We start from the raw sequence: 20,443 nt of genomic DNA, 5'->3' as shown, positions 1-20,443 counted from the left end.
TCCATGCGTACGGGAGGCTGTGGATATCTAAGGCATCGTTGACCGGCTGCCGCGGAACCTGGCGGAGAATCGGGGCGATCCGTGCGCCGGTCCCTTGGATAGCCATGGATAGCGATAGATAGCTTGGCGTCGATGCTCGTCGGGCCGGTCGGTGGTCGAACTGCTATGGCCCGGCCTCCCCGACGACGGTCCAGTGTGGCTGGGGGCGTGACCCGATGTTCTTGATCCTGCCCTGTCTCCGTAGCTTGGCCAGGAGGTTGGAGATCTTGTTCCGGGTCTGGTTCTCATCGAGGGCCTGATTCAGCAGTGGCGACAGCAGAGCGTCGATGCCCTTGCGGTCTGACCCGCCGTTCGCTGTCAGATAGTCGATCAACAACCGCGTGTAGTGGGCATCCGACTGAGGCCGCGTCCGGACGTAGGCCGCCATGTCCTGGGTCTCGGCAGCGACACTCGGGGAAATCCTCAAGCGCGGACGTTTCCCCTCCACGAGTCCCTGACGGCGCAAGTGTGAAGCCGCTTCTGCGGTGATCGCCAGCCCCTTCTGCACTCGATCCAGGGCCAGGACGCTCTCGAACGGCAGGTCTCGACGTGCCATCAGCAGTTGAGAGAAGCGTTCGTCGATCACGGCGCCGTGGAGCGTCAGCGTGACTTCACCGATTCGCGTGAGATCGTAGTCCGGCAGCGGCATGAAGCGCCGCATCTGGGCGCTCACCATACGGTGGATGCCGTAGCCCATCTGATCGACGAGGTTGAGGGTCTGCATCGCCTGGACGAGGGCCGGATTTCGGTATGCCCGAGGAGGCTGCGCGTCGACCAGGTAGTCCTCGGGCGCGCCGGCGAAGAACTCTCCCACGCTGGTGATCTCGAGTCGGTCGGGGTGCTCGACGACGAGGATCCGTGAGTGGCGTCGGTAGTCCTGGTGAGCGACGGCGTTGTACAGGGCCTCGAGGATGCTGGTGTCCTCGTACTTGCCGACCTCTCGATAGATCAGTTCGTCGGGCGGCATCAGACGGAGCTTCACATTGCGGATCCGCGTGGCCAGGTCGCCGACGCTGAGGAGCAACGGCGGATAGAAGTGCTCGTATGCTTCCTGCTCGCCCTTCAGCTGCCAGGTGAGCTGTCCGGGGTGGTCTTCCAGGAGGCTGGCGGCCGTGGGGCCCCCGAGCAGGAGGACCGCGGCACGGGTCAACTGACCCAATCGCATGAGCCGGGCGCGTTCGAGGAACTCGTGATCGCTCCAGCTTTCCACTTCCTCGACGGGGATCCTTGAATGGCGTTCGTGGAATCCCTGGCGTGCCCGAGCGACGGCATCCGGGTCCAGATCTTCCAAACGAGCGGAGGGGATCAGGGTGTTGGTCCAATCCGGCTGGTGGGAGGCCTCGCGGATTTCATCCAGCTTGTCCAGTGAGAGAGAGCCCAGGCTCTCGCCATTGCGGGCATAGAAGTGCCCCTGCCACGACACCGGCATTCCCCTTGGAGCAGGGGGGATTTCCAAGATCAGCACGCGCTTGCCTGCGCGCTCGACTTCATGGATCTGTCGAACGGTCAGGTTCTGGTCGATGCCCTCTGCCACTCGCCGTGAGAGTTCGAGGAGTTGCCCCTCCCGAGAGAACGCTGCGGTCCCGACGACGGTGCGTGTGTTATCCACTCCCAGGACGAACCAGCCGGCAGAGCAGTCACGAAGACGCGCTTCGTTGCTCAGTGCGGAGACGTATTTGCCGAGCTTGTCGCGATCGTACTTGGTTTCCGCTGTCTTGAACTCGGCCGTCTCGTGCTCCCATTCGTGAAGCAGTCGATCAAGCAGTGCGTCAGCGGTGCCGTTGGCCGTCCCGGCACCGGCTCGTTCCGGGGATGACATCACAGCACCTTGACGTCCGTACCAGGGGAGACCTCGCGGAAGATCTGCTCCACGTTGATCCGGGCCGCGTCTGAGACGAAGCCGGAGTCCAGGAACAGAGCACGGTCCGGATGCCGTTCTGCCATCGCGTGGGCGAGCTCGTCGGACACGGTGGACCCCAGGGCTGCGAGCAGTGCGCCGTCCTCGACGTCGTACACCTCCTCGCCGGCGAGGGAGACGGTCTCGATGGTGGCGGAGAGGTCGAGTCCCCAGGCCAGGAGAACGTGGGTGAGGAGGTCCTCCGGGCTCCGGTCCGCGAGCACGGGGTTCTCCAGTTCGGCAAGCATGTCCGGCGTGATGCTGTCCGCGGAGTGATTCCGCTCGACGAAGGGCGAGGCGTCGAGGCGGAAGGCGCGGAAGCCGAGGTCCAGTCTCTCGGTGCCCGAGGTCTCGCGAACGGCGGCCGCGGACCGGCGGAGCCGTTCACGGGACAGGGCCGATATCGACGAGAATCCTGCCCGTCGCAATGCAGATGACTCTTCAGCAGCCTCGTTGAGCTGCACCAGAAGATATTGACGGCGGCCACCGTCGGCGGCATTCAGCTGGGTGACAGCTTGTCCGGTCGTCCCGGAGCCCGCGAAGAAGTCCAGGATGATTGCATCGGAATCGGCCCAGGTTACACTGCGGATTAGTTTTGCTATGAGCTTCGATGGTTTTGGGAAGTCCATGAGATTCTGCTCACCAAGAATACTGTGGAGCTCGCCAAATGCATCTTCATTAGTTCCCCACCCATCGCTATGAAGCGATGGTTCCAGTGTGAACGTTGAGCCCGATGTGCTCTCCCCGCGCATCATTAGCAGGTCCTTGAGCATCTTGGTGCGAGGCTCGCGAACATGGCGGCGTATATATAGGTCACGCGTTATATAGAGGTCCCCTGAAAGCGAGAACTGGTCAATCAGTGTCTGCGAGTAGATCCAATTGCTCTCCACCTCAACGTCATGGGCCAGGCGCCCGTCGCGGATAATCAGGTCACTAAGGAGGATCATCTCCATATTTCCAGAAGTGAGACGTGTTCCCGCGCCAACCTCATGGTCTCTTTCGCTATAGTTGGATGCAATTCCCGCCGGAATAGTGCGGATCCCTCGACTGTTCGTGCTCTTGATGACCGGATATGTTTCTGCCGCGTGAGTGACCTCCCCGATCAATCCACCGAACGAGCTCCGGTCCCTGCAGAACACGAGGATATACTCCTTGACATTTGTCACATGGGAGGACAGAAATGCCCCCTTCTTCTTCTTCTCCCAAACCAGTTCTCCCACAAAGTTTGTCTCACCAAAAAGCTCATTTAGGATTGCACGGAGGTTGGAAACTTCTCTCTCCCCGATGCTCGCAAGAATCGCTCCGTCTTCGGTGAGCAGGTTCCTCGCCAGCTTCAGCCGCGGGTACATCATGCTCAGCCAGTCGCTGTGGAAGCGGCCGTTGGTCTCCGGGTTCGCTCGCAGGCGCGCCCCGTCGTCGTCGATTTCGCCTGAGCGCTGAAGGTAGTCCGCGGTCGACTCTGCGAAGTCGTCCGCGTACACGAAGTCGTTGCCCGTGTTGTACGGGGGGTCGATGTAGATCATCTTGACCTTGCCCAGGTAGGACTCCTGCAGCACCTTGAGCACCTCGAGGTTGTCGCCCTCGATGAACACATTCTTCGTGGTGTCGAAGTCCACGGACTCCTCACGGTCCGGCCGCAGGGTGGCCGTAGTCGGGGCGTTCGCCGCGAACGCCGCCGCGCGCTTGCCCGGCCAGTCCAGGTGATACCGCTCCTGCGGGCCCTCCACCACGTGATCGGAGAGCTCCTGACGCAACAGGTCGAAGTCCACGGCACGGGTGACCTGGCCATCCTCGTCTCGGGCCTCCGTGACCACCGTGGGGAACAGCTCCGCAAGACGGGCCACGTTATCCTGGGTCAGGTCTGGGGACGTGCCCCGCAGTTTGTCCATGCTCATCTCCACTGCTCCATCTCCTGCTCGATCCCCTTGAGTTCCTTGCGCAGCTCCACCTTGCGGTTGAACTGCCGTTCTCGTCTGTGCCTGCTCGCCACGGCTGCATGCCGCCGTTCCAGCTCCCGCAGCGCCACCAGTCGTGCCGCGATCGCCTGCGGCCGTTCCCCGGGTTCCATGCGTACGCCCAGCAGAGGCCGGAGGACCTGTGCGTACACCTGAGCCATGTCCACCCCGGTGGGGATCGGGCGGCGCGGCGCGCACGCCGGCAGCCAGGCGGTGCGGGCGTACTCGGCGGCCGGCGCCGAGCCGGCGATCTTGTAGGTCGCCCCCAACCGCACTTCGGCGTCGTCCAGCCCGCGCGTCACCTCGAAGAAGACTGGCTGCTGTACCGCCCGGTCAATGGCGGCGAGCACCTGGTCTGGCACGTCGTCGCCCTTGGCCCGCACTCTGAAGACCTGGATCTCCGGCACCTCCGGCGTGCCGGAGATGCCGATTGTCCCCCCGGCCAGCTTGTAGTCCCACGTGATCCGGTCCACCGAGCTCACGAACAGCTCTCGCACCGCCGGGGAGACGTGGCCTGCTCCGTACAAGGACTCCTTGGGCACGCGCCGACCGACGCGAGCGGCCGAAGGCCACGCATACAGGACGTCAGGCATCGGTGCCCGCCGTGTCCACCACCGCCAGGAACGCGATCAACTCGAAGTCCTCCAGGCCTCGGATGGCGGAGGTGAGCGCCGTCGTCGGGCCCGCCGTGAACAAGCTCGCGACGTCCTGCTCCTCATCCGCCTCCACCATAGACTCGATGGCGCGCGTGAGGAGCGCCGAATAGGCGGCCATGTCGGTGCCCTCCGCCGTGGCGGTGTTGAAGGCCCGGACGGCGTCGGCCAGCGGCACCGACTGCTTCTCCGCGGCCGAGCGCAGCAGGTCCAGGAGCGGCTTCGCCTTCGTGTGCTCCAGGACCGTGGCGCCGTCCTCGCCCACGTACACGAGGTAATACGGATGCAGCCGATTCCCCCGGTGCATCGCGGGATCCGCCTGGAGGTTGTGGAGCGCGAAGATGACGCCCGCAGGCAGGCCCGCGTCGGGGTCGGCGGGCACCACTGCGTGCAGGCCGCGAGGCGCCCGCGTGAGGTCCCCGTGCTCCCGCACGTAGGCCATCAGCGCGCTGCGGAACTCGTTCAGCCCCAGGTCCGTGATGGACACCCCCGCCTGGGTGTCCTCCAGCTCCACCACCTCCTCACGCATGCGCTTGAGCTGCGCGGTCCGGTAGGCGGCGTCCTGCTCCTGCTGGGGGGTGAGCACGTTGTCATCCGCCGTCCCCGTGACGTCCACCATCACCATGCGGTTCTCCACCCGGTCCTTGAGCTGGATGTAGGCATCCAGGTCCATGTCCGGCCAGAAGTTGACCAGCTGGATCCGCTCGTTCGTGGAGCCGATGCGGTCGATGCGCCCGAACCGCTGGACGATCCGGACGGGATTCCAGTGGATGTCATAGTTCACGAGGAAGTCGCAGTCCTGCAGGTTCTGGCCCTCGCTGATTACGTCCGTGCCGATCAGCACGTCCACCTCGCGCGTCTCCTCCGGCATCAGCGCGGACCGGTTCTTGGACACGGGAGAGAACAGGGTCATGAGCGTCTGGAAGTCCACGGCTCCGTCCAGCGTGCTGCGCGCGCTGTGGGAGCCACCCGTGATGATCCCGGTCTCCAGGCCGGCCGCAGAGAGGGCGGGGGACAGCTGCTCATACAGATAGTCGGCTGTGTCCGCGAAAGCCGAGAACACCAGGACCTTCCGATTGCCCTCGTTCAGGGGTGACGTCGCCTTGTCCCGAATGAGCCTGCGCAGACGCTGCAGCTTCAGGTCGCGCTCGGGGGTGATCTTGTCCATCTCCCCGATCAACTCACGCAGCGTCTCACGGTCATGCCAGAGCGCAGACGTCCAGCTCAGCACGTCCACGTCGTTGAGATCGAGTTCCAGGTCCCCGGGGAGCGCGAAGAGGGCCTCGGCGACGTCGTCGTCCTCGCGGAGGATGTCCTCCTCCACTGCCGGGGCGTCGACGCGCAGCGGGCCAAGGGCCTCGGACTCGAGGCGGCGGTGGAGGGCGTCCACCTGACTTTCGATGGACACCAGGGTCTTGCGGAAGGCGTGGACCGAACTCTCCAGGCGCTTGAGCAGGTTCACGGTCATCAGCCGCTTGAGGCCGGTCTCGCGGCCGGCCTGACCGCGGCCGGAGCGGAAGTTGTCCGTGTTCTCTTCGCCTGGGCCCGTCTCGTACTTGTATCGGCGGGATGCGTGGACGAACGCGAGCGGCGTGTACACGGCCAGGTTGAGCGCCTGGAGCTGCTCGAAGATGTCGTTGTAGCTCGGGACCGACTTGTCCTCCGACAGCGGCTCCTGCAGCGAGAGCGGAGGCAGCCGCGTGGGGAACGCCCCGATGGCCGCGGTGTCGTAGAACCGCTGGATCTGTTTGCGCGAGCGCGCGATGGTAACAGCGTCCAACAGCTCGAAGAAGTCGAAGTCCAGCATCCCGAGGATTCGGCCCGGTGTGCGCTCCTCAGCCGGGAGCTTGGACCACTCGTTGAAGGCGGCCTGCGCGCCACGGAACACCCCGTCGATCGTGGTGGAGAGGTTCAGATGCTGAGAGAGGTTTTCCTCCTCGCCCTCATAGGCCAGCTGGAGCTGATTCTTCAGATCATTGAACCGGTTGTTCACGGGGGTCGCCGAGAGCATGAGCACCTTGGTGCGGACGCCCTCGCGGATCACCTTCTCCATGAGGCGCTGGTACCGCGTGTCGCGGTCTTCACCGTAGGTGGCATTGCGGAAGTTGTGGGACTCGTCGATCACCACCAGGTCGTAGTTGCCCCAGTTGATCCGGTCCAGCCGCACACCCAGAGACTCGCCGCGCGTGCGCGACAGGTCCGTGTGGGCGAGCACGTCGTAGTTGAAGCGGTCCTCGACGAACGGGTTGGTGACGTAGTTGTTGTTGTATGTGGTCCAGTTCTCTGCAAGCTTCTTGGGGCAGAGGACGAGGACCGACTTGTTGCGCTTCTCGTAGTACTGGATGACGGCCAACGCCGTGAACGTCTTTCCGAGGCCCACACTGTCCGCCAGGATGCACCCGTTGTAGGTCTCGAGCTTCTGGATGATGCTCTCGGCCGCGTCGCGCTGGAAATCGTAGAGCGCCCGCCACACCTTCGTCTCGCGGTAGCCGGTGCGATCGTTGGGAAGCGCGTCCTCCGAAAGGTCCGCGAGGAAGTCCGAGAAGATGCTGTTGAGGATCAGGAAGTAGATGTGCCGGGGAGAGTTCTCGGCATAGACCTGCTCGATGCGTTCCAGCACGGTCGAGGTGACGTCCTCGAGCGCGGAGGGGTCATTCCAGACTTGGTCGAACACCGTCAGCAGGCCGGCGGCCTCGAGGGGTCCTTCGAACTTCCCCACCACGTTCGACAGAGCCCCGCCGGCTTCGTAGCCCAGCGCGGACGTGGAGAAGTCCTGCACCGGGAGGTACGCGGCGTCGTCACCCACCCCGATGATCGGCTGCATGCCCTTGCCGGACGTGTTGGAACGGAACCGGACCTTGCGGCGCACCCAGTCAGCGCATTCGCGTGCGATGGCCCGCTGGGTGAGGCGGTTGCGCAGCCGCACCTCGAATTCGGTGCCGGTCAGCGAGGATTCGATGTCCAACGGGGGGATGAAGTACCGGCGGTGCTCCCGCCGAGGTGTGCCGTCGATGGAGGACGCTGAGAAGGCCGGGTCTGTGAAGATGAACTGCAGTTCCTCGAGGCCCTCGAGTTCCTCGCGGAGGGCTTCGAACGCGTAGATCGAGAACGCCGACGCGGCGATGCGGACCTTGGACCCGGCGGTGATCTCCGCCTTGAGGTCGTCGCCCAGCTTCACGTTGACGTTGTCGATCGACTTCATGGACCAACCTTCCTGACGGCCGTTGTGTCGACCATAGTCGTCAGGAGAACTCTGCACAGCGATGCCACACGGGAGTGTTGGCCGCGGTGCCCGCCACGTCCTGGCCGTCAGCTGGTCCGGGAAGCGGTCCACGCTGCTGGGGTGAGGGGTGCTCAGCGAGCAGCATCCCTCAAGGGCGAAGTCCGGCAGGTCGTCCCGAGAAGGGGACGCGGCAGGATGCCGGCGTGAAGCTGCCTGGACCACACGCTGGTGAGTGCTTCTTCAGCGAGGGTCGTGTTGATGCGATGGGACAGCATGAAGGGTGAGAGCCGCAGACCTTGTTCGCCCGGTGACCTACGCCGCCACAGGACATGGATGACTCCGAGCACCGCGGTGCCCAAGGAAGCGCTGCCTTGCGAGGGCGATGCGGACAGGAGCACGAGACCAGTCGCGAGCAACAAGAGCCAGATGGTGGCTCCCATGGCTCGTACCAGCCATCTCAAGGCTGGAGTGGACTGGTCGTGGTAGGTGATCATCCCACTTGCGAAATGCGCGTAGATCCCGATGAGCGCGCCCAAAGCAAGGGTCCTGGCATCCCATTCGCGCTCCAGCGTCAGAGAGGTGCACGCGAACGTCAACGCGCCGAGGAATGCACCGGCCAGTAGGTAGCCGAAGACCCAGATGAGCAGACGCAGGATTCGTCGGAGGGTCAGCGTGCGGGCGGCCTTCGCCCACTGGCGCGTCGGAGGGAGAGTGAAGTCACCGCCGAGCTTTCCTCGGATGTCGTCGGACAGCGAGTTCAGGGCGGCGTCGCTGAGCTGCATCTCGAGTCTGCGTTCGTCGTCCTCCAAGCGGGATCGCAGTTCCTCCCGATCGTCGAAGAGATGCGTTCCCAGCTGAAGCGACAGGGCGATCATGAGCCCTTGGAGGAGGAGCTCGGGAATCATCGATGCCGGGTGGGCCCCGTGGGTCATCGATGCGATGTACGCCCCCGTCGTGATACCCGCGAACACACCCGACGTCGCGAGAGCGAGGCTTCCCAGGCGACGCTGGGTTTCACCGCCGCCTCGGGGGCTGACCAACTGCCCGGCTGCCACCGGAATGTACAAGGCGACCGTCACGGTCACGCCCGTGGAGGTCAGGGCCAGGAGCGAATCCTCCATGGCCAGACCGGCGTTCACCGCCACATCGGTGGTGAATCTCCACATGGAGGCGGTGAAGACGGAATCGCCTCCCGGGTGTGCGATCAGATAGACAGAAGCGAAGAGTCCCCAAGCGAAGAGATGCGTGGCCAAGAAGGGCACCACGAACAACCCTGCGACGGAACTCGGAGGCAATGACACCCGATCGTCGGTGTGGAGCCTCCTGCGTGATCGGGTGCCGCGGCGGGTCAGAGACCTGTGGAGCGGGCGCCTCGTCGAGCTGCTGCGGAAGCGTCGGATCATGCGTGCGTTGTCATCCCCCATGCGTCCCATCGTGCGCCATCGCGAGGGAACCGTCCGTCTCGCCTTCGATGCGCGCAAGGTCCGCTCGGTCCCCGAATGGTGCCCGAGCTGTCCTGCAGATGGCCGTTCCCTGTCCGAGCTGTCCTGCAGAGTGCCGTTATGAGGGCGATTTCACGCCTCATAACGGCCAGATGGAGGACAGCTCGGGATCTCTCGCGGCGTCCAGCATCCGCCCACCCTCTTCTGGACCCTCCTCCACCCCTCCACCGGCCCGCCCCGCCCCCGCCTACCTCGCCGACTCCGCCCCCGGGCGCGAGGGCTGGCCGCTGGGGTTCGCGCACCGGGGCGCCGACGTCGGGCGGGAGAACTCGCTCGCCGCCTTCCAGGCCGCGCACGACGCCGGCTTCGCCTACCTCGAGCTGGACGTGCGCACGACGTCGGACGGCGAGCTGGTCGTCTTCCACGACGAGACGCTGGAGCGCGTGACCACCGGCCGCGGCCGCCTTCAGGAGCACACGTGGCACGGGCTCACCGAGGTCCACGTCGGCGGGGAGCCGCTGCTGCGCTTCGCCGACCTGCTCGCCGCCCTGCCCGAGGCCCGGCTCAACGTGGACCTCAAGGACCGCGCCGCGGCCCCCGCCATGGCCCGCCTGCTCGCGGAGCACGAGGCGTGGGAGCGGGTCCTCGTCGCCTCGTTCCACGACTCGCGCCGCCGCGCGTTCCGCCGGGCGCCCGCCGCGCTGGGCCACGAGGACCGCGCGTTCGGCCCGGGCCGCGTGGCGACGCCGGGCGGGGCCGCCGCCATCGCGGCGCTGGTGGCGCTCGGCCCGGTGGGGCTCACGCGCTGGCTGGCCCGCCACGCCCTCGACGTCGACTGCGTGCAGGTCCCCGTGCGCCACGGCCGCGTCCGCGTGGTCACCGCGGACTTCGTGCGGCGCTGCCACGCGGCCGGGCTGCCCGTGCACGTGTGGGTGATCGACGAGCCGGACGAGATGCACCGCCTCCTCGCCCTCGGCGTCGACGGCATCATGACCGACCGCGCGGACGTCCTCGCCGACGTCTTCACGACGCGCGGGATCTGGCCCCAGCACTGACCCCCGACCCGCCGCCCCGCGCTTTCGTGCGGGAAACGGGAGGCTTCCGGGGCGCTTTCGTACGGGAAACGGGAGGCTTGCCGCCCGCCCGGTGCCCCGCCCGACGCCCTTCACCGCTCCTCTGACAGCACCAGCTCCACGTCCGCGCGGCGCAGCCGCACCTCGACGTCGGCCCCGCCCGGGGGCGTCACCTGGACGGTCCCGTCGAAGAGCTCCCGCAGGGCGGCGACCGCAGCCTCGTCCTCGTGGCCGGAGACGCAGCCGATCGCCGGCTGGGCCACGTCCGGGGTGGCCTCCCACGCCGACTCCGTGACCGCGGTGATCCCGAACCGCGGCTGCGGGCACAGCTCCGGCATGGCGAGGATGAACGGCTCCGACGTGTCGATGCGCACCTGACGCCACGGGCCGGGGTCGAGCGCCTCGCCGCCGCGGGTCAGCGACACCACGGCCCACGCCTCGTCCCCCAGGGGCAGGTTGTCGGCCGGGTGCGCGGCCGCCTCGGACTGCTGGACTACCGGCGGCGGGGACGTGGACGTGCCGGGCCCGTCCGTCGTCGTCGTGCCGGTGCGGCCCTCGGGGCCGGCGCACCCGGCCACGCCCAGGACGACGACGGCGGTCATGGCCGCCATCCGGGTCACGCGCGGCCGGCGCGGGGGAGCGGAGGGTCGCACGGCGGCTCCTCTCGAGAGGACCCCGGCGGGGTCGATGGAGGCCAGCCTAGGCCCGTTGCGCGGGCGCGGGAAGGCCCGGACGGGACCTCCGCGGAGCCTCCCGTTTCCCGCACGAAAGCGCTCCCCGCCCCCTCAGAGCATCTTCGGCAGCAGCGCCCGCTTCATCCGCCCGTACGGCGGGTAGGCGGTCTTGAGCGTGTCCACCTGGTCCGACTTCGCGATGGACGGGCGCAGGTGGGAGAACGTCTCGAACCCGTGGATGCCGTGGTACGCGCCCATCCCGGACGCGCCGATCCCGCCGAACGGCAGCGTCGCGATGCCGGCGTGCAGCAGGCCGACGTCGTAGCCGAGGCCGCCGGCCTGCACCTGGTCGTCGAACGCGCGGTGGTAGCTCGGCCGGTCCGTGAACAGGTACGCGGCCAGCGGGTGCGGGCGCTCCGCGATGAAGTCGAGGGCGTCCTGGAAGGTGTCCACGGTCAGCACGGGCAGGATCGGGCCGAACAGCTCCTCCTGCATGAGCGCGCCGTCCGGCTTGACGCCCGTCACCACGGTCGGCGCCATGTACCGCCCCGCTACGTCCACGTCGCCGCCGACGAACAGCTCGGCGCCGGCGTCGAGGTCCGCCTGGAGCATCTCCCGCAACCGCTCCGCGTGCTCGGCGGAGATGAGCCGGCCGTAGTCCCTCGACGCGCGGGGGTCGTCGCCGTAGAACTCGCGCAGGGCTGCGGGGAGCTCGGCGGTCATCTGACGCAGCGCGGCCTCGCCGACGGCCAGCACGTAGTCCGGGGCCACGCACGTCTGACCCGCGTTGGTGAACTTCGCCCACGTGATGCGGCGGGCCATCGCGCCCGTGTTCCGCGACGGCGTCACCACCGCCGGCGACTTGCCGCCCAGCTCGAGCGTCACGGGGGAGAGGGTCTTCGCCGCCGCCTCGTAGACGATCCGGCCCACGCGCTCCCCGCCGGTGTAGAGGATGTGGTCCCACGGCTCCGCCAGCAGCTCGGTGTTGCAGTCCTTGCCGCCCGCCACCACGGAGACCAGCGCGGAGTCCAGGTACTGCGGCACCAGCTCCCGCAGCGCCGCCGCCGTGGCCGGGGCCTTCTCCGACGGGCTGAGCACCACCGTGTTGCCGGCCGCCAGCGCGCCCACGACCGGGGCGAGTGCGAGCTGCACCGGGTAGTTCCACGCGCCGATGACCAGCACGAGACCCTTGGGCCGCGGCCGGACCTCCGCGCTCGCGGGCCGCAGGGCTAGCGGCAGCTTCACGGGCCGCGGCTCCATCCAGTCGGTCAGGTGCAGCAGTGCGTGGTCCACCTCGGAGCGCACCGAGACGATCTCCGTGATCAGCGCCTCGGTGGACGGCTTGCCCAGGTCCGTGCCGAGCGCCGCGACGAACCGGTCCGCGTGCTCGGTCAGCATCCGCTTCAGGCCCTTGAGCTGGCGCACCCGCACCGCGCGCGGGTGGGCGGCGCGGGAGCGGGCGGCGGCGCGCAGACGCTCGACGGCGGCCCGCGGCTCCTCGGGTCGGGGCCCGGCCGGCGCGATCGGCAGGGCCTCGGTGGGCAACGGCTCGCGGACGGGATCGTCGGCGGGGGAGTCGGGGGAGTCCGTGGTCAGGCCGGGGGGCTGCGTACTCATGCGGCCACGCTACCGAGCGGCCCTGTGCGGCGGCAGGGCGTGGCGCCGTCGTCCCCCGCGCGACCCGTGCACTTTCGTTCGGAAGACGGCGCCCCCAGGGTCTTTTCGTTCGGGAAACGGCGCCCGCGCGGCTGTTTCCCGAACGAAAACGGTGCGACACGCCGCCGTTTCCCGAACGAAAGCGTCAGGGGGTCAGGAGATCACCGCGTCGACGATCGCCTGCGCCTCCTGCTGCACCTGCTTCAGGTGCTCCTCGCCCAGGAAGGACTCGGCGTAGATCTTGTACACGTCCTCCGTGCCGGAGGGGCGGGCCGCGAACCACGCGTTCTTGGTGACCACCTTGAGCCCGCCGATCGGGGCGTCGTTGCCGGGCGCGTTGGTGAGGGCGGCCAGGATCGTCTCCCCGGCCAGCTCGGTGGCGGTGACGTCGTCGGGGGAGAGGGCCTTGAGCGCGGCCTTCTGCTCCGCGGTGGCCGGGGCGTCGATGCGTGCGTAGGCGGGGTCGCCGTGCAGCGCCACGAGGTCGCGGTACCGCTCGGACGGGGACTGGCCGGTGACGGCCTGGATCTCCGCGGCCAGGAGGCACAGCAGCAGGCCGTCCTTGTCCGTGGACCACGCGCCGCCGTCGAACTTCACGAAGGACGCACCCGCGGACTCCTCGCCGCCGAACACGCCCGTCCCGGAGAGCAGCCCCGGCACGAACCACTTGAAGCCCACCGGCACCTCCACGAGCTCGCGTCCGAGGTCTGTGGCCACGCGGTCGATCATCGAGGAGGACACCAGCGTCTTGCCCACGCCGGCGTTCTGCGGCCACTGCGAGCGGTTCCGGTACAGGTAGTCGATCGAGACGGCGAGGAAGTGGTTGGGGTTCATCAGGCCCCCGTCCGGGGTGACGATCCCGTGCCGGTCGGAGTCGGCGTCGTTGCCCGTGGCGACGTCGAACGGCGCGTGCCCGTCCGCGTCCGGGGTCATGCGCTCGATCAGGGAGGCCATGGCGTTCGGGGACGAGCAGTCCATGCGGATCTTCCCGTCCCAGTCCAGGGTCATGAACCCGAACTGCGGGTCCACGTCCGGGTTCACCACGGTCAGGTCCAGGCCGTGGCGGCGGCCGATCTCCCCCCAGTACGCCACCGATGCGCCGCCCATGGGGTCGGCGCCGATGCGCACACCGGCCTCGCGGATCGCGTCCAGGTCGATCACCTGGGGCAGGTCGGTGACGTAGCGGTCCAGGAAGTCGAAGGAGCCGAGCTTCGCGTGGCCCTCCACGTCCTCCGGGGCCAGGCGCGTGACGCCGTCCAGGCGCGCGGCGAGCAGGTCGTTGGCGCGGGCCGCGATCCAGGACGTCGCGTCCGTGTCCGCGGGCCCGCCGTGCGGCGGGTTGTACTTGAAGCCGCCGTCCGCCGGCGGGTTGTGCGACGGGGTGATCACCAGGCCGTCCACCAGGCCGGCGTTGTCCCCGTCCGCGGAGAAGCCCGCCGCCGTCAGGTCACGGCCCGCGTTCAGGTGCAGGATCGCGTGGGAGACCGCCGGGGTGGGCGTGAAGCCGCCGCGGGAGTCCACCAGCACCTCGACGTCGTTGGCCAGCAGCACCTGCACCGCGGTGTCCTGCGCGGGCCCGGAGAGGGCGTGCGTGTCCTTGCCCACGAGGATCGCGCCGGTGATCCCGTGCTCCGCGCGGTACTCGACGACGGCCTGCGTGATCGCGGCGATGTGGTCGTCGTTGAAGGAGGACTTCAGCGCGGACCCGCGGTGTCCGGACGTGCCGAACACGACCTTCTGGGCCGGGTCGGCGGGGTCCGGGTGGAGGTCCCGGTAGGCGGCGAGGAGGGCCTCGACGTCGATGAGGTCCTCGGGGAGGGCGGGGGTGCCGGCGCGACCGGCGGCGGGGGTGCTCATGCCGTCACTGTAGGCACGGCCCCGCGCCCGGGGGGAAGGCTGAGCGGGCGCCCACCCGGTGGGGTGGACGCCCGTCGTCGGCGGCCGGTCGGGCTGTCAGAGGTTGGCCGGTGCCGGCGCCGCCGCGGCCGTCGCCGGAGCGGTAGGTGCCGGCGGAGTGCCAGGCCATGCGGATCATGAAGGGGCCGTAGTTGCCGACGTCGGCCGGCCACCAGTCCTTGGAGGTGGTGAGCACCTCGGCGATGGTCTTCTTGACCTCGTCCAGGTCCAGCGCGGCGAAGGCCGTCGGGTAGTCGAAGTCCGCGTCGTGCGCGTTGATGACCTGCTGCTCCTTGGCCAGGATCTTCAGGTTCAGGCGGTTCGGCCACCACTGCTGGTTGGCGTCGCCGGAGGTGGGGTGCGGGAGGGAGGCGCCCTTGCCGTGCATCACCGGGCACGTGCCGGCCGGGCAGCCGGTCTCGGACTGGGGTGGACAGGGGCCCGGACCCGTCAGGGGGCCGGGGGCGCCGGCGCGGGGGTCCCGTCCGACGTCGTCGTATACCCGCCGGAACGGCAGTCGGGGCACAGGCCCCAGTAGTAGACCTCGGCCTCCTCGATGAGGAATCCGTGGTCCTCGGGGGCGTGCAGGCACGGCGCGACGCCGGTCTGGCACGGCACGTCCACGAGGTCGCCGCAGCCGCGGCACACCAGGTGGTGGTGGTTGTCGTGGGCCGCGAGCTCGTAGCGGGCCGGGGAGCCGGCCGGCTGGAGGGAGCGGACCAGCCCGGCGTCGGTGAGCACGTGCAGGCAGTCGTAGACCGCCTGGTGGGACACCTGCGGGAGGTCCTCGCGGACCGCGGAGAGGAGGGATCCGGCGTCGGCGTGGGGGTGGCGGCGCAGGCCCTGGAGCACGGCCACGCGGGGCCGCGTCACGCGCAGGCCGACGGAGCGCAGCAGGGCGCTCTCCTCGGGCTGCTCGACCGTGACGGTGCTCATGCCGTCCACCTCACCCCATAGTCTTGAACGTGTCAAGAAAGGCTCCCCAGGCGGGCCGACGGGCGGTCCGCCGCCGCCCCCGCCGGCGATCCTCGGGCCTTCCCGCCCCGACGCCCGGCTGACTAGGGTCGGGCTCCGGTCGCGGCGCCCGCCGCGACGCCCCCACCGCTCCGGGAGGTCACCCGTGTCCGAGACCCCGTGGGTCCACCTGCCCGGTGCCGAGGGCGACGGCCGCCCCGCCGCCCCCACCGAGGCCGAGGCCGCCCTGCTGGCCGCCGCGCGGGACGGCGAGGACGGCGAGGCCGGGATCGAGCCGATCCTCGCCCTGCTCTCCGGTGACGACGCCGCCGCCTCCCTGGACCTGCCGCTCACCGGCGCGGGCCGCACCCGCCGGCAGTGGGAGCTGCTCGCCTCCGTGGGCGCCGTCTCCCTCCCCGCGGCCCGCGTGCTGGAGCCGCACCTGGACGCCCTCTCGATCCTCGACCAGGCCGGCGTGCCCGCTCCGCGGGGCGTACTGGGCGTCTACGCGTCCGAGTCCGGCGGCGTCAGCCCCTCCGCCCGCCCGGCCCCCGGGGCGGCCGTGGGGGACGAGGACGCCGTCTGGCGCCTGGACGGGGACAAGCCGTGGTGCTCGCTCGCGGACCGTTGCACCGCCGCCGTGGTCACCGCCCGTCAGGAGGACGGGCTCCGCCGGGCGTTCCTCGTGGACCTCGGGGAGCCGGGCATGGAGGTCGCCGACCCCCGTTGGCCGTCCCTCGGCCTCGCGCCGATCACCACCGTGGGCCTGCGGTTCGCGGACGTGCCCGCGGTGCCGGTCGGCGGCCCGGAGTGGTACCTGCGCCGCCCCGGGTTCGCGTGGGGCGGGATCGGCGTGGCCGCCGTGTGGTTCGGCGGCGCCGTGCACGTGGCCCGCACCCTGCGCACGTCCCTCGAGCGGCGCACCGCGGCCGCCTCAGACGGCTCCGGTCCGGGCCCGGACCAGGTCGGTCTCGCGGCGCTCGGCCGGGTGGACCGCCACCTGCACGCCATGGCCTCCCTGCTGGGCCGCGCCGCGGACGACGTCGACGCCGGCCGCCTCGACCACGCCCACGGCCTCGTGGAGGCGGACCGCATCCGCGGCACCGTGGCGCAGCTGTGCACGGAGGTGCTGGACGTCGTCGGGCAGGCCACCGGCCCCGGCCCGCTCACCGGCGACGCCGCCCACGCCCGCGCCGTCGCCGACCTGCAGGTGTACCTGCGCCAGCACCACGGCCCCCGCGACGACGCCCGGCTCGCCGAGTCGCTGCTCGCCGCGGACCCCGCCGAGCGGGCGGAGCTGCAGCCGTGGTGAGCTTCGACCATCGGGACGACGGCACCGCCGAGGCCGTCTGGATGGCCGCCGGCGTGGGGGAGCTGCCCGCCCTGCCCGCGCGCGCGTGGACCCGCGCGGACACCCTGCTGGTGGCCGTGGCCCACCCGGACGACGAGACCCTGGGCGCGGCCGGCCTGATCCGCGCCGCCCTGCGCGGCGGGGCCGCCGTGCACGTCGCGGTCGCCACGGCGGGGGAGGCCTCCCACCCCGACTCCCCCACCCACACCCCCGCGGACCTGGTGCGCCTGCGCCGCGCGGAGATGGACCACGCCCTGGCCGCGCTCGCGGACGGCCTCGGCCCCGACGCCGGCGCCCTGACCTGGGAGTCCCTCGCCCTGCCCGACGGCGGCCTGACCGACCGTCCCGACGAGGTCCGCGCCGCGCTGGAGCGCGTCCTCGCCGGGCGCACCCCCGCGGAGGAGGGCGGCGGCGCCGTCGTGCTGGTCTCCCACGACCCGGACGACGGCCACGGCGACCACGACGCGGTGGGCGCCGCTGCCGCGGCCCTCGCGGCCGACCACGACCTCGAGCTGTACGCCTTCCCCCTGTGGCTCTGGCACTGGGGCGCCCCGGAGGACCTGGCCCCGCGGCGCTACCGCCGCCTGGAGCTGGCCGCCGGCGACGACGCCGCCCGCCTGGCCGCCCTGGATGCGCACGCCTCCCAGACGCGTCCGCTCTCCGCCGCCCCGGGGGACGAGGCGATCCTGCCGGAGCGGATGATCGCCCACTTCACCCGCGGCTTCGAGACCTACCGGCGCACCGCCCCCGACGACGCCGACGCCTCCCGCGCCTCCGCCGTGTTCGACCGGCTCTACCGCGAGCACGAGGACCCCTGGCGGTACCTGACCAGCCCCTACGAGGCCCGCAAGCGGGCGCTCACCCTGGCCGTGCTCCCGCGTCCGCGCTACGGGACGGTGGTGGAGGCGGGCGCGTCGATCGGCGTGCTCACCGCCGCGCTGGCCGAGCGCGCCGAGCGCGTGGTGGGCCTGGAGGCGTCCCAGGTGGCGGTGGAGCGCGCCGCCGCCCACCTGGCGGAGATCCCGCACGCCGAGGTGCGCCGCGCCGTGCTGCCCGCGGACTGGCCCGCCGACGTCGGCCCGGCCGAGGAGGGCGCCGGGGCGCCGGCGGACCTCGTCGTCGCCTCCGAGATCGGCTACTTCCTGCAGCCCGAGGAGCTCGACGCCCTCGTCGACGCCGCCGACGCCTCCCTGGGCGCGGGTGGCGAGCTGCTGCTGTGCCACTGGCGCCAGCCCATCACCGGCTGGCCCCTGGACGGGGACGCCGTGCACGACCGGGTGGCCGCTGACCCCCGCTGGCGGCTGCTCTCCGAGCACGTGGAGGCGGACCTGCGCCTGTCCGTGCACGCCCGCGCCGCGGCCGCCACGCACGCCGTGGCCGTCGTGCCGGCCATGGACGAGGCCGAGCACCTGCCCGCCGGCCTGGACGCGCTCTCCGCCGCCCTCGACCTCTGGGAGGCGCAGCACACCCAGGGCTCGGCCGCCGTCGTCACGGTCGTGCCCGCCGACGACGCCCCCACCCTCGAGGCCGCCCACGCCGCCCGTGCGCGGGACCCCCGGATCCGCGTGCTCGAGCTGGCCCCCGGCGCCGGCGGGGTGGGGCGGGCCCGTGCAGCGGCCGCCCGCCATGCCCGCGGCCTGTTCCCGGACGTGCCCGCCGAGGCGCTGTGGCTGGCCTCCACGGACGCGGACACCCGCGTCCCCGCGGACTGGCTCGTGGGCCAGCCCGCCCTGGCGGCCCGACGTCGCGCCGACGGCCAGGTGCTGGTGCTGGGCACCGTGGACCTGCCCGCCCACGCCGACGACGACCTGGCCCACCGGTGGCGCGCCGACTACGAGCACCGCGAGGACCACCCCCACGTGCACGGGGCGAACCTCGGCCTGCCGTGGGGGCTCTACGAGCGGGCCGGCGGGTTCGCGGAGGTCGCCGAGCACGAGGACGTCCGCCTCGCGGAGGCCGTGCGGGCCCTGGGCGAGGACCGGGTGCTCGCCACGGACCGGGTGCGGGTGCACACCTCCTCCCGGCTGGAGGGCCGCACGCCCGGCGGGTTCGCCGGGTTCCTGCGCGGCCTGCTCGAGGAGGGTGCCGCCGAGGGCTGACGGGGCGGGGTCCCGGGCCGACCCCGCCTGGCCCGACCCCGCCTGGCCCGGCTCAGCCGGCCAGGAGCAGCCGCAGGTGGCCGGCGAGCTCCAGCAGGCGCCCCTCGGCGCCGGGGCGGCCCACCAGCTGCACGGACCAGCTCAGCCCGGCCTCGTCACGGAGCACCGGCACGGCCACGGCGGGCAGGCCGAGGACGTTCACCATGGACGTGTACGGCGTGAACCGGCACTGCTCCGCGTAGTTCTCCTCCGGGTCCAGCGCCAGGAAGTGCCCGATCGCCGGCGGCGCGAACGCCAGCACCGGGGTCATGACGACGTCCACGGCCGCGAACTGCCCGCGCACGTCGGCGGCCCAGGCCTCCAGCCGCCCGATCGCCGTGGCGATCTGCTCCGGCCCGGCGGCTCGCGCCGAGGCCAGGAACGACGCCGCCACGGGCCCGACGAGCGCCTCCGCGCCGTCCGGCAGGGGCGCCTTCAGCAGGCCCGAGGTCCACGCGGTGCGGAAGTCGCGGTGGTAGCGCTCCCCGTAGTGGGGCACGAACTCGTCCACCGCGTGGCCGCCCGCGGCCAGCGCGGCGCCGGAGCGGGCGAGCGCGGACAGAGCCGGCCGGGCCAGCGTGATCTCCAGGTCCGGGGAGAACGGGGACGCCGTGCTCACCCCGATCCGGACCGGGGCCACCGGCTCGCCCGCGGCCCGCGCGTCGAGGAACCGGCGCAGGTCCGGGCCGGTGCGCCCCTCCAGGCCCTCGGGGGAGGTCATGACGTCGAACAGCAGGGCCGCGTCCTCGACGGTGTGCGCCAGCGGGCCGGAGACGGTCAGGTTGGTCACCGCGTCCTCGCCCGGGTCGGTGGGCACCGTCCCCCGGCCCGGCTTCAGGCCGACCAGCCCGCACGCCGCGGCCGGGATGCGCACGGATCCGCCGCCGTCCGAGCCCGGGGCGAACGGCAGGATCCCCGCCGCCACCGCCGCCGCGGACCCGCCCGAGGAGCCGCCGGGCGTGCGGGAGGGGTCCAGCGGGTTCCGGGCGGGCGGGTCCACCGGGTTCTCCGAGTACGCGTCCAGTCCGAACTCCGGGACGGTCGTCTTGCCCAGCAGCACCGTGCCGGCCGCGCGCAGGCGGGTCGTCAGCGGGTCGTCCTCTGCCGCCGCGGGAGCCTGCGCCAGCACGGCCGAGCCCATCCGCGTCGGCAGCCCCGCCACGTCCGTGAGGTCCTTGAACGCCAGGGGGAGACCGCGCAGGGAGGCGCCGGCGGCGTCGTCGGGGCGGGCGTCCAGGGCGGCGGCCCGGACCCGGGCGCCGTCCTCGTCCAGAAGGACGAACGCGCCCAGGCCCGCATGGGCGTGCGCCGCCGCGAGCGAGGCCTCCGTGACCTCCGCCGCGGAGAGCTCGCCGGCGGCGAGGGCGTCCCGCAAGGCGAGCGCGGTGCGGCCCAGCAGGCGCGCGGGGGCGTCCGGGGCGGGCGTCGGGGAGGTCGGCTGATCGGACGGGGAGAGGGGTTCGCTCACGGCCATGTCATGGAGCCTAGGGGA

13 protein-coding genes and 1 pseudogene are annotated in these 20,443 nt (G+C 70.8%); 3 read left to right on the top strand and 11 right to left on the bottom strand.

The genetic code is table 11. The features are described 5' to 3' along the window. Positions 1-163 precede the first annotated feature (163 nt). The 5 genes from KW076_RS01450 to KW076_RS01430 form a co-directional block, all read right to left on the bottom strand. Entirely contained in the window at positions 164-1,858 is a 1,695-nt protein-coding gene (locus KW076_RS01450; RefSeq protein ID WP_224355885.1) for an RNA/DNA-binding domain-containing protein, read from the bottom strand. Further along, positions 1,858-3,831: a site-specific DNA-methyltransferase gene (locus KW076_RS01445; protein ID WP_224355884.1), complete on the bottom strand. Its 1,974-nt coding sequence runs from the start codon at positions 3,829-3,831 to the stop codon at positions 1,858-1,860. Before KW076_RS01445 ends, KW076_RS01450 begins: the two co-directional genes overlap by 1 nt. Further along, entirely contained in the window at positions 3,828-4,484 is a 657-nt protein-coding gene (locus tag KW076_RS01440) for a DUF4391 domain-containing protein (protein WP_224355883.1), read from the bottom strand. The genes KW076_RS01445 and KW076_RS01440 overlap by 4 nt, the downstream gene beginning before the upstream one ends. Then, entirely contained in the window at positions 4,477-7,746 is a 3,270-nt protein-coding gene (locus KW076_RS01435; RefSeq protein ID WP_224355882.1) for a helicase-related protein, read from the bottom strand. The genes KW076_RS01440 and KW076_RS01435 overlap by 8 nt, the downstream gene beginning before the upstream one ends. A 152-nt stretch (positions 7,747-7,898) precedes the next feature. Next, the gene (locus tag KW076_RS01430; RefSeq protein ID WP_224355881.1) at positions 7,899-9,032 is read right to left on the bottom strand and encodes a hypothetical protein; all 1,134 of its coding nucleotides are present in this window, start codon (positions 9,030-9,032) and stop codon (positions 7,899-7,901) included. A gap of 329 nt (positions 9,033-9,361) precedes the next feature. Here KW076_RS01430 and KW076_RS01425 point away from each other — a divergent pair, with 329 nt between their 5' ends. Next, positions 9,362-10,264, top strand: a complete 903-nt coding sequence (locus KW076_RS01425; protein WP_224355880.1) for a glycerophosphodiester phosphodiesterase family protein — start codon at positions 9,362-9,364, stop codon at positions 10,262-10,264. 110 nt (positions 10,265-10,374) lie between these two features. On the opposite strand, the gene KW076_RS01420 is transcribed toward KW076_RS01425, so the two are convergent. The 5 genes and pseudogenes from KW076_RS01420 to KW076_RS01400 form a co-directional block, all read right to left on the bottom strand. After that, positions 10,375-10,935, bottom strand: coding sequence for a hypothetical protein (locus KW076_RS01420; protein WP_224355879.1), 561 nt, complete (start codon positions 10,933-10,935; stop codon positions 10,375-10,377). Between the two features lie 132 nt (positions 10,936-11,067). Next, positions 11,068-12,573 (bottom strand): aldehyde dehydrogenase family protein, encoded by a 1,506-nt coding sequence (locus KW076_RS01415; protein WP_224355878.1) that lies wholly within the window; start codon positions 12,571-12,573, stop codon positions 11,068-11,070. 192 nt (positions 12,574-12,765) lie between these two features. Then, positions 12,766-14,469 (bottom strand): phosphoglucomutase (alpha-D-glucose-1,6-bisphosphate-dependent), encoded by a 1,704-nt coding sequence (gene pgm, locus KW076_RS01410; RefSeq protein ID WP_224355877.1) that lies wholly within the window; start codon positions 14,467-14,469, stop codon positions 12,766-12,768. A gap of 85 nt (positions 14,470-14,554) precedes the next feature. Beyond that, a pseudogene (locus KW076_RS01405) lies at positions 14,555-14,896 on the bottom strand (catalase/peroxidase HPI); the annotation flags it as partial. A 62-nt stretch (positions 14,897-14,958) separates the two neighbouring features. Further along, a complete protein-coding gene (locus KW076_RS01400; RefSeq protein ID WP_224355876.1) occupies positions 14,959-15,444 on the bottom strand; it encodes a Fur family transcriptional regulator in 486 nt (161 codons plus the stop codon). Between the two features lie 184 nt (positions 15,445-15,628). Here KW076_RS01400 and KW076_RS01395 point away from each other — a divergent pair, with 184 nt between their 5' ends. Beyond that, the gene (locus KW076_RS01395) at positions 15,629-16,774 is read left to right on the top strand and encodes an acyl-CoA dehydrogenase family protein (protein ID WP_224355875.1); all 1,146 of its coding nucleotides are present in this window, start codon (positions 15,629-15,631) and stop codon (positions 16,772-16,774) included. Then, entirely contained in the window at positions 16,771-18,912 is a 2,142-nt protein-coding gene (locus KW076_RS01390) for a PIG-L family deacetylase (RefSeq protein ID WP_224355874.1), read from the top strand. The genes KW076_RS01395 and KW076_RS01390 overlap by 4 nt, the downstream gene beginning before the upstream one ends. Positions 18,913-18,964: 52 nt before the next feature. Here KW076_RS01390 and KW076_RS01385 read toward each other — a convergent pair whose 3' ends face one another. After that, a complete protein-coding gene (locus tag KW076_RS01385) occupies positions 18,965-20,425 on the bottom strand; it encodes an amidase (protein WP_224355873.1) in 1,461 nt (486 codons plus the stop codon). Between the last annotated feature and the right edge of the window lie 18 nt (positions 20,426-20,443).

The sequence above is a fragment of the Micrococcus porci genome (genome assembly GCF_020097155.1).
GTDB lineage: Bacteria > Actinomycetota > Actinomycetes > Actinomycetales > Micrococcaceae > Micrococcus > Micrococcus porci.
This window is presented reverse-complemented; position numbering and strand designations above follow the sequence as displayed.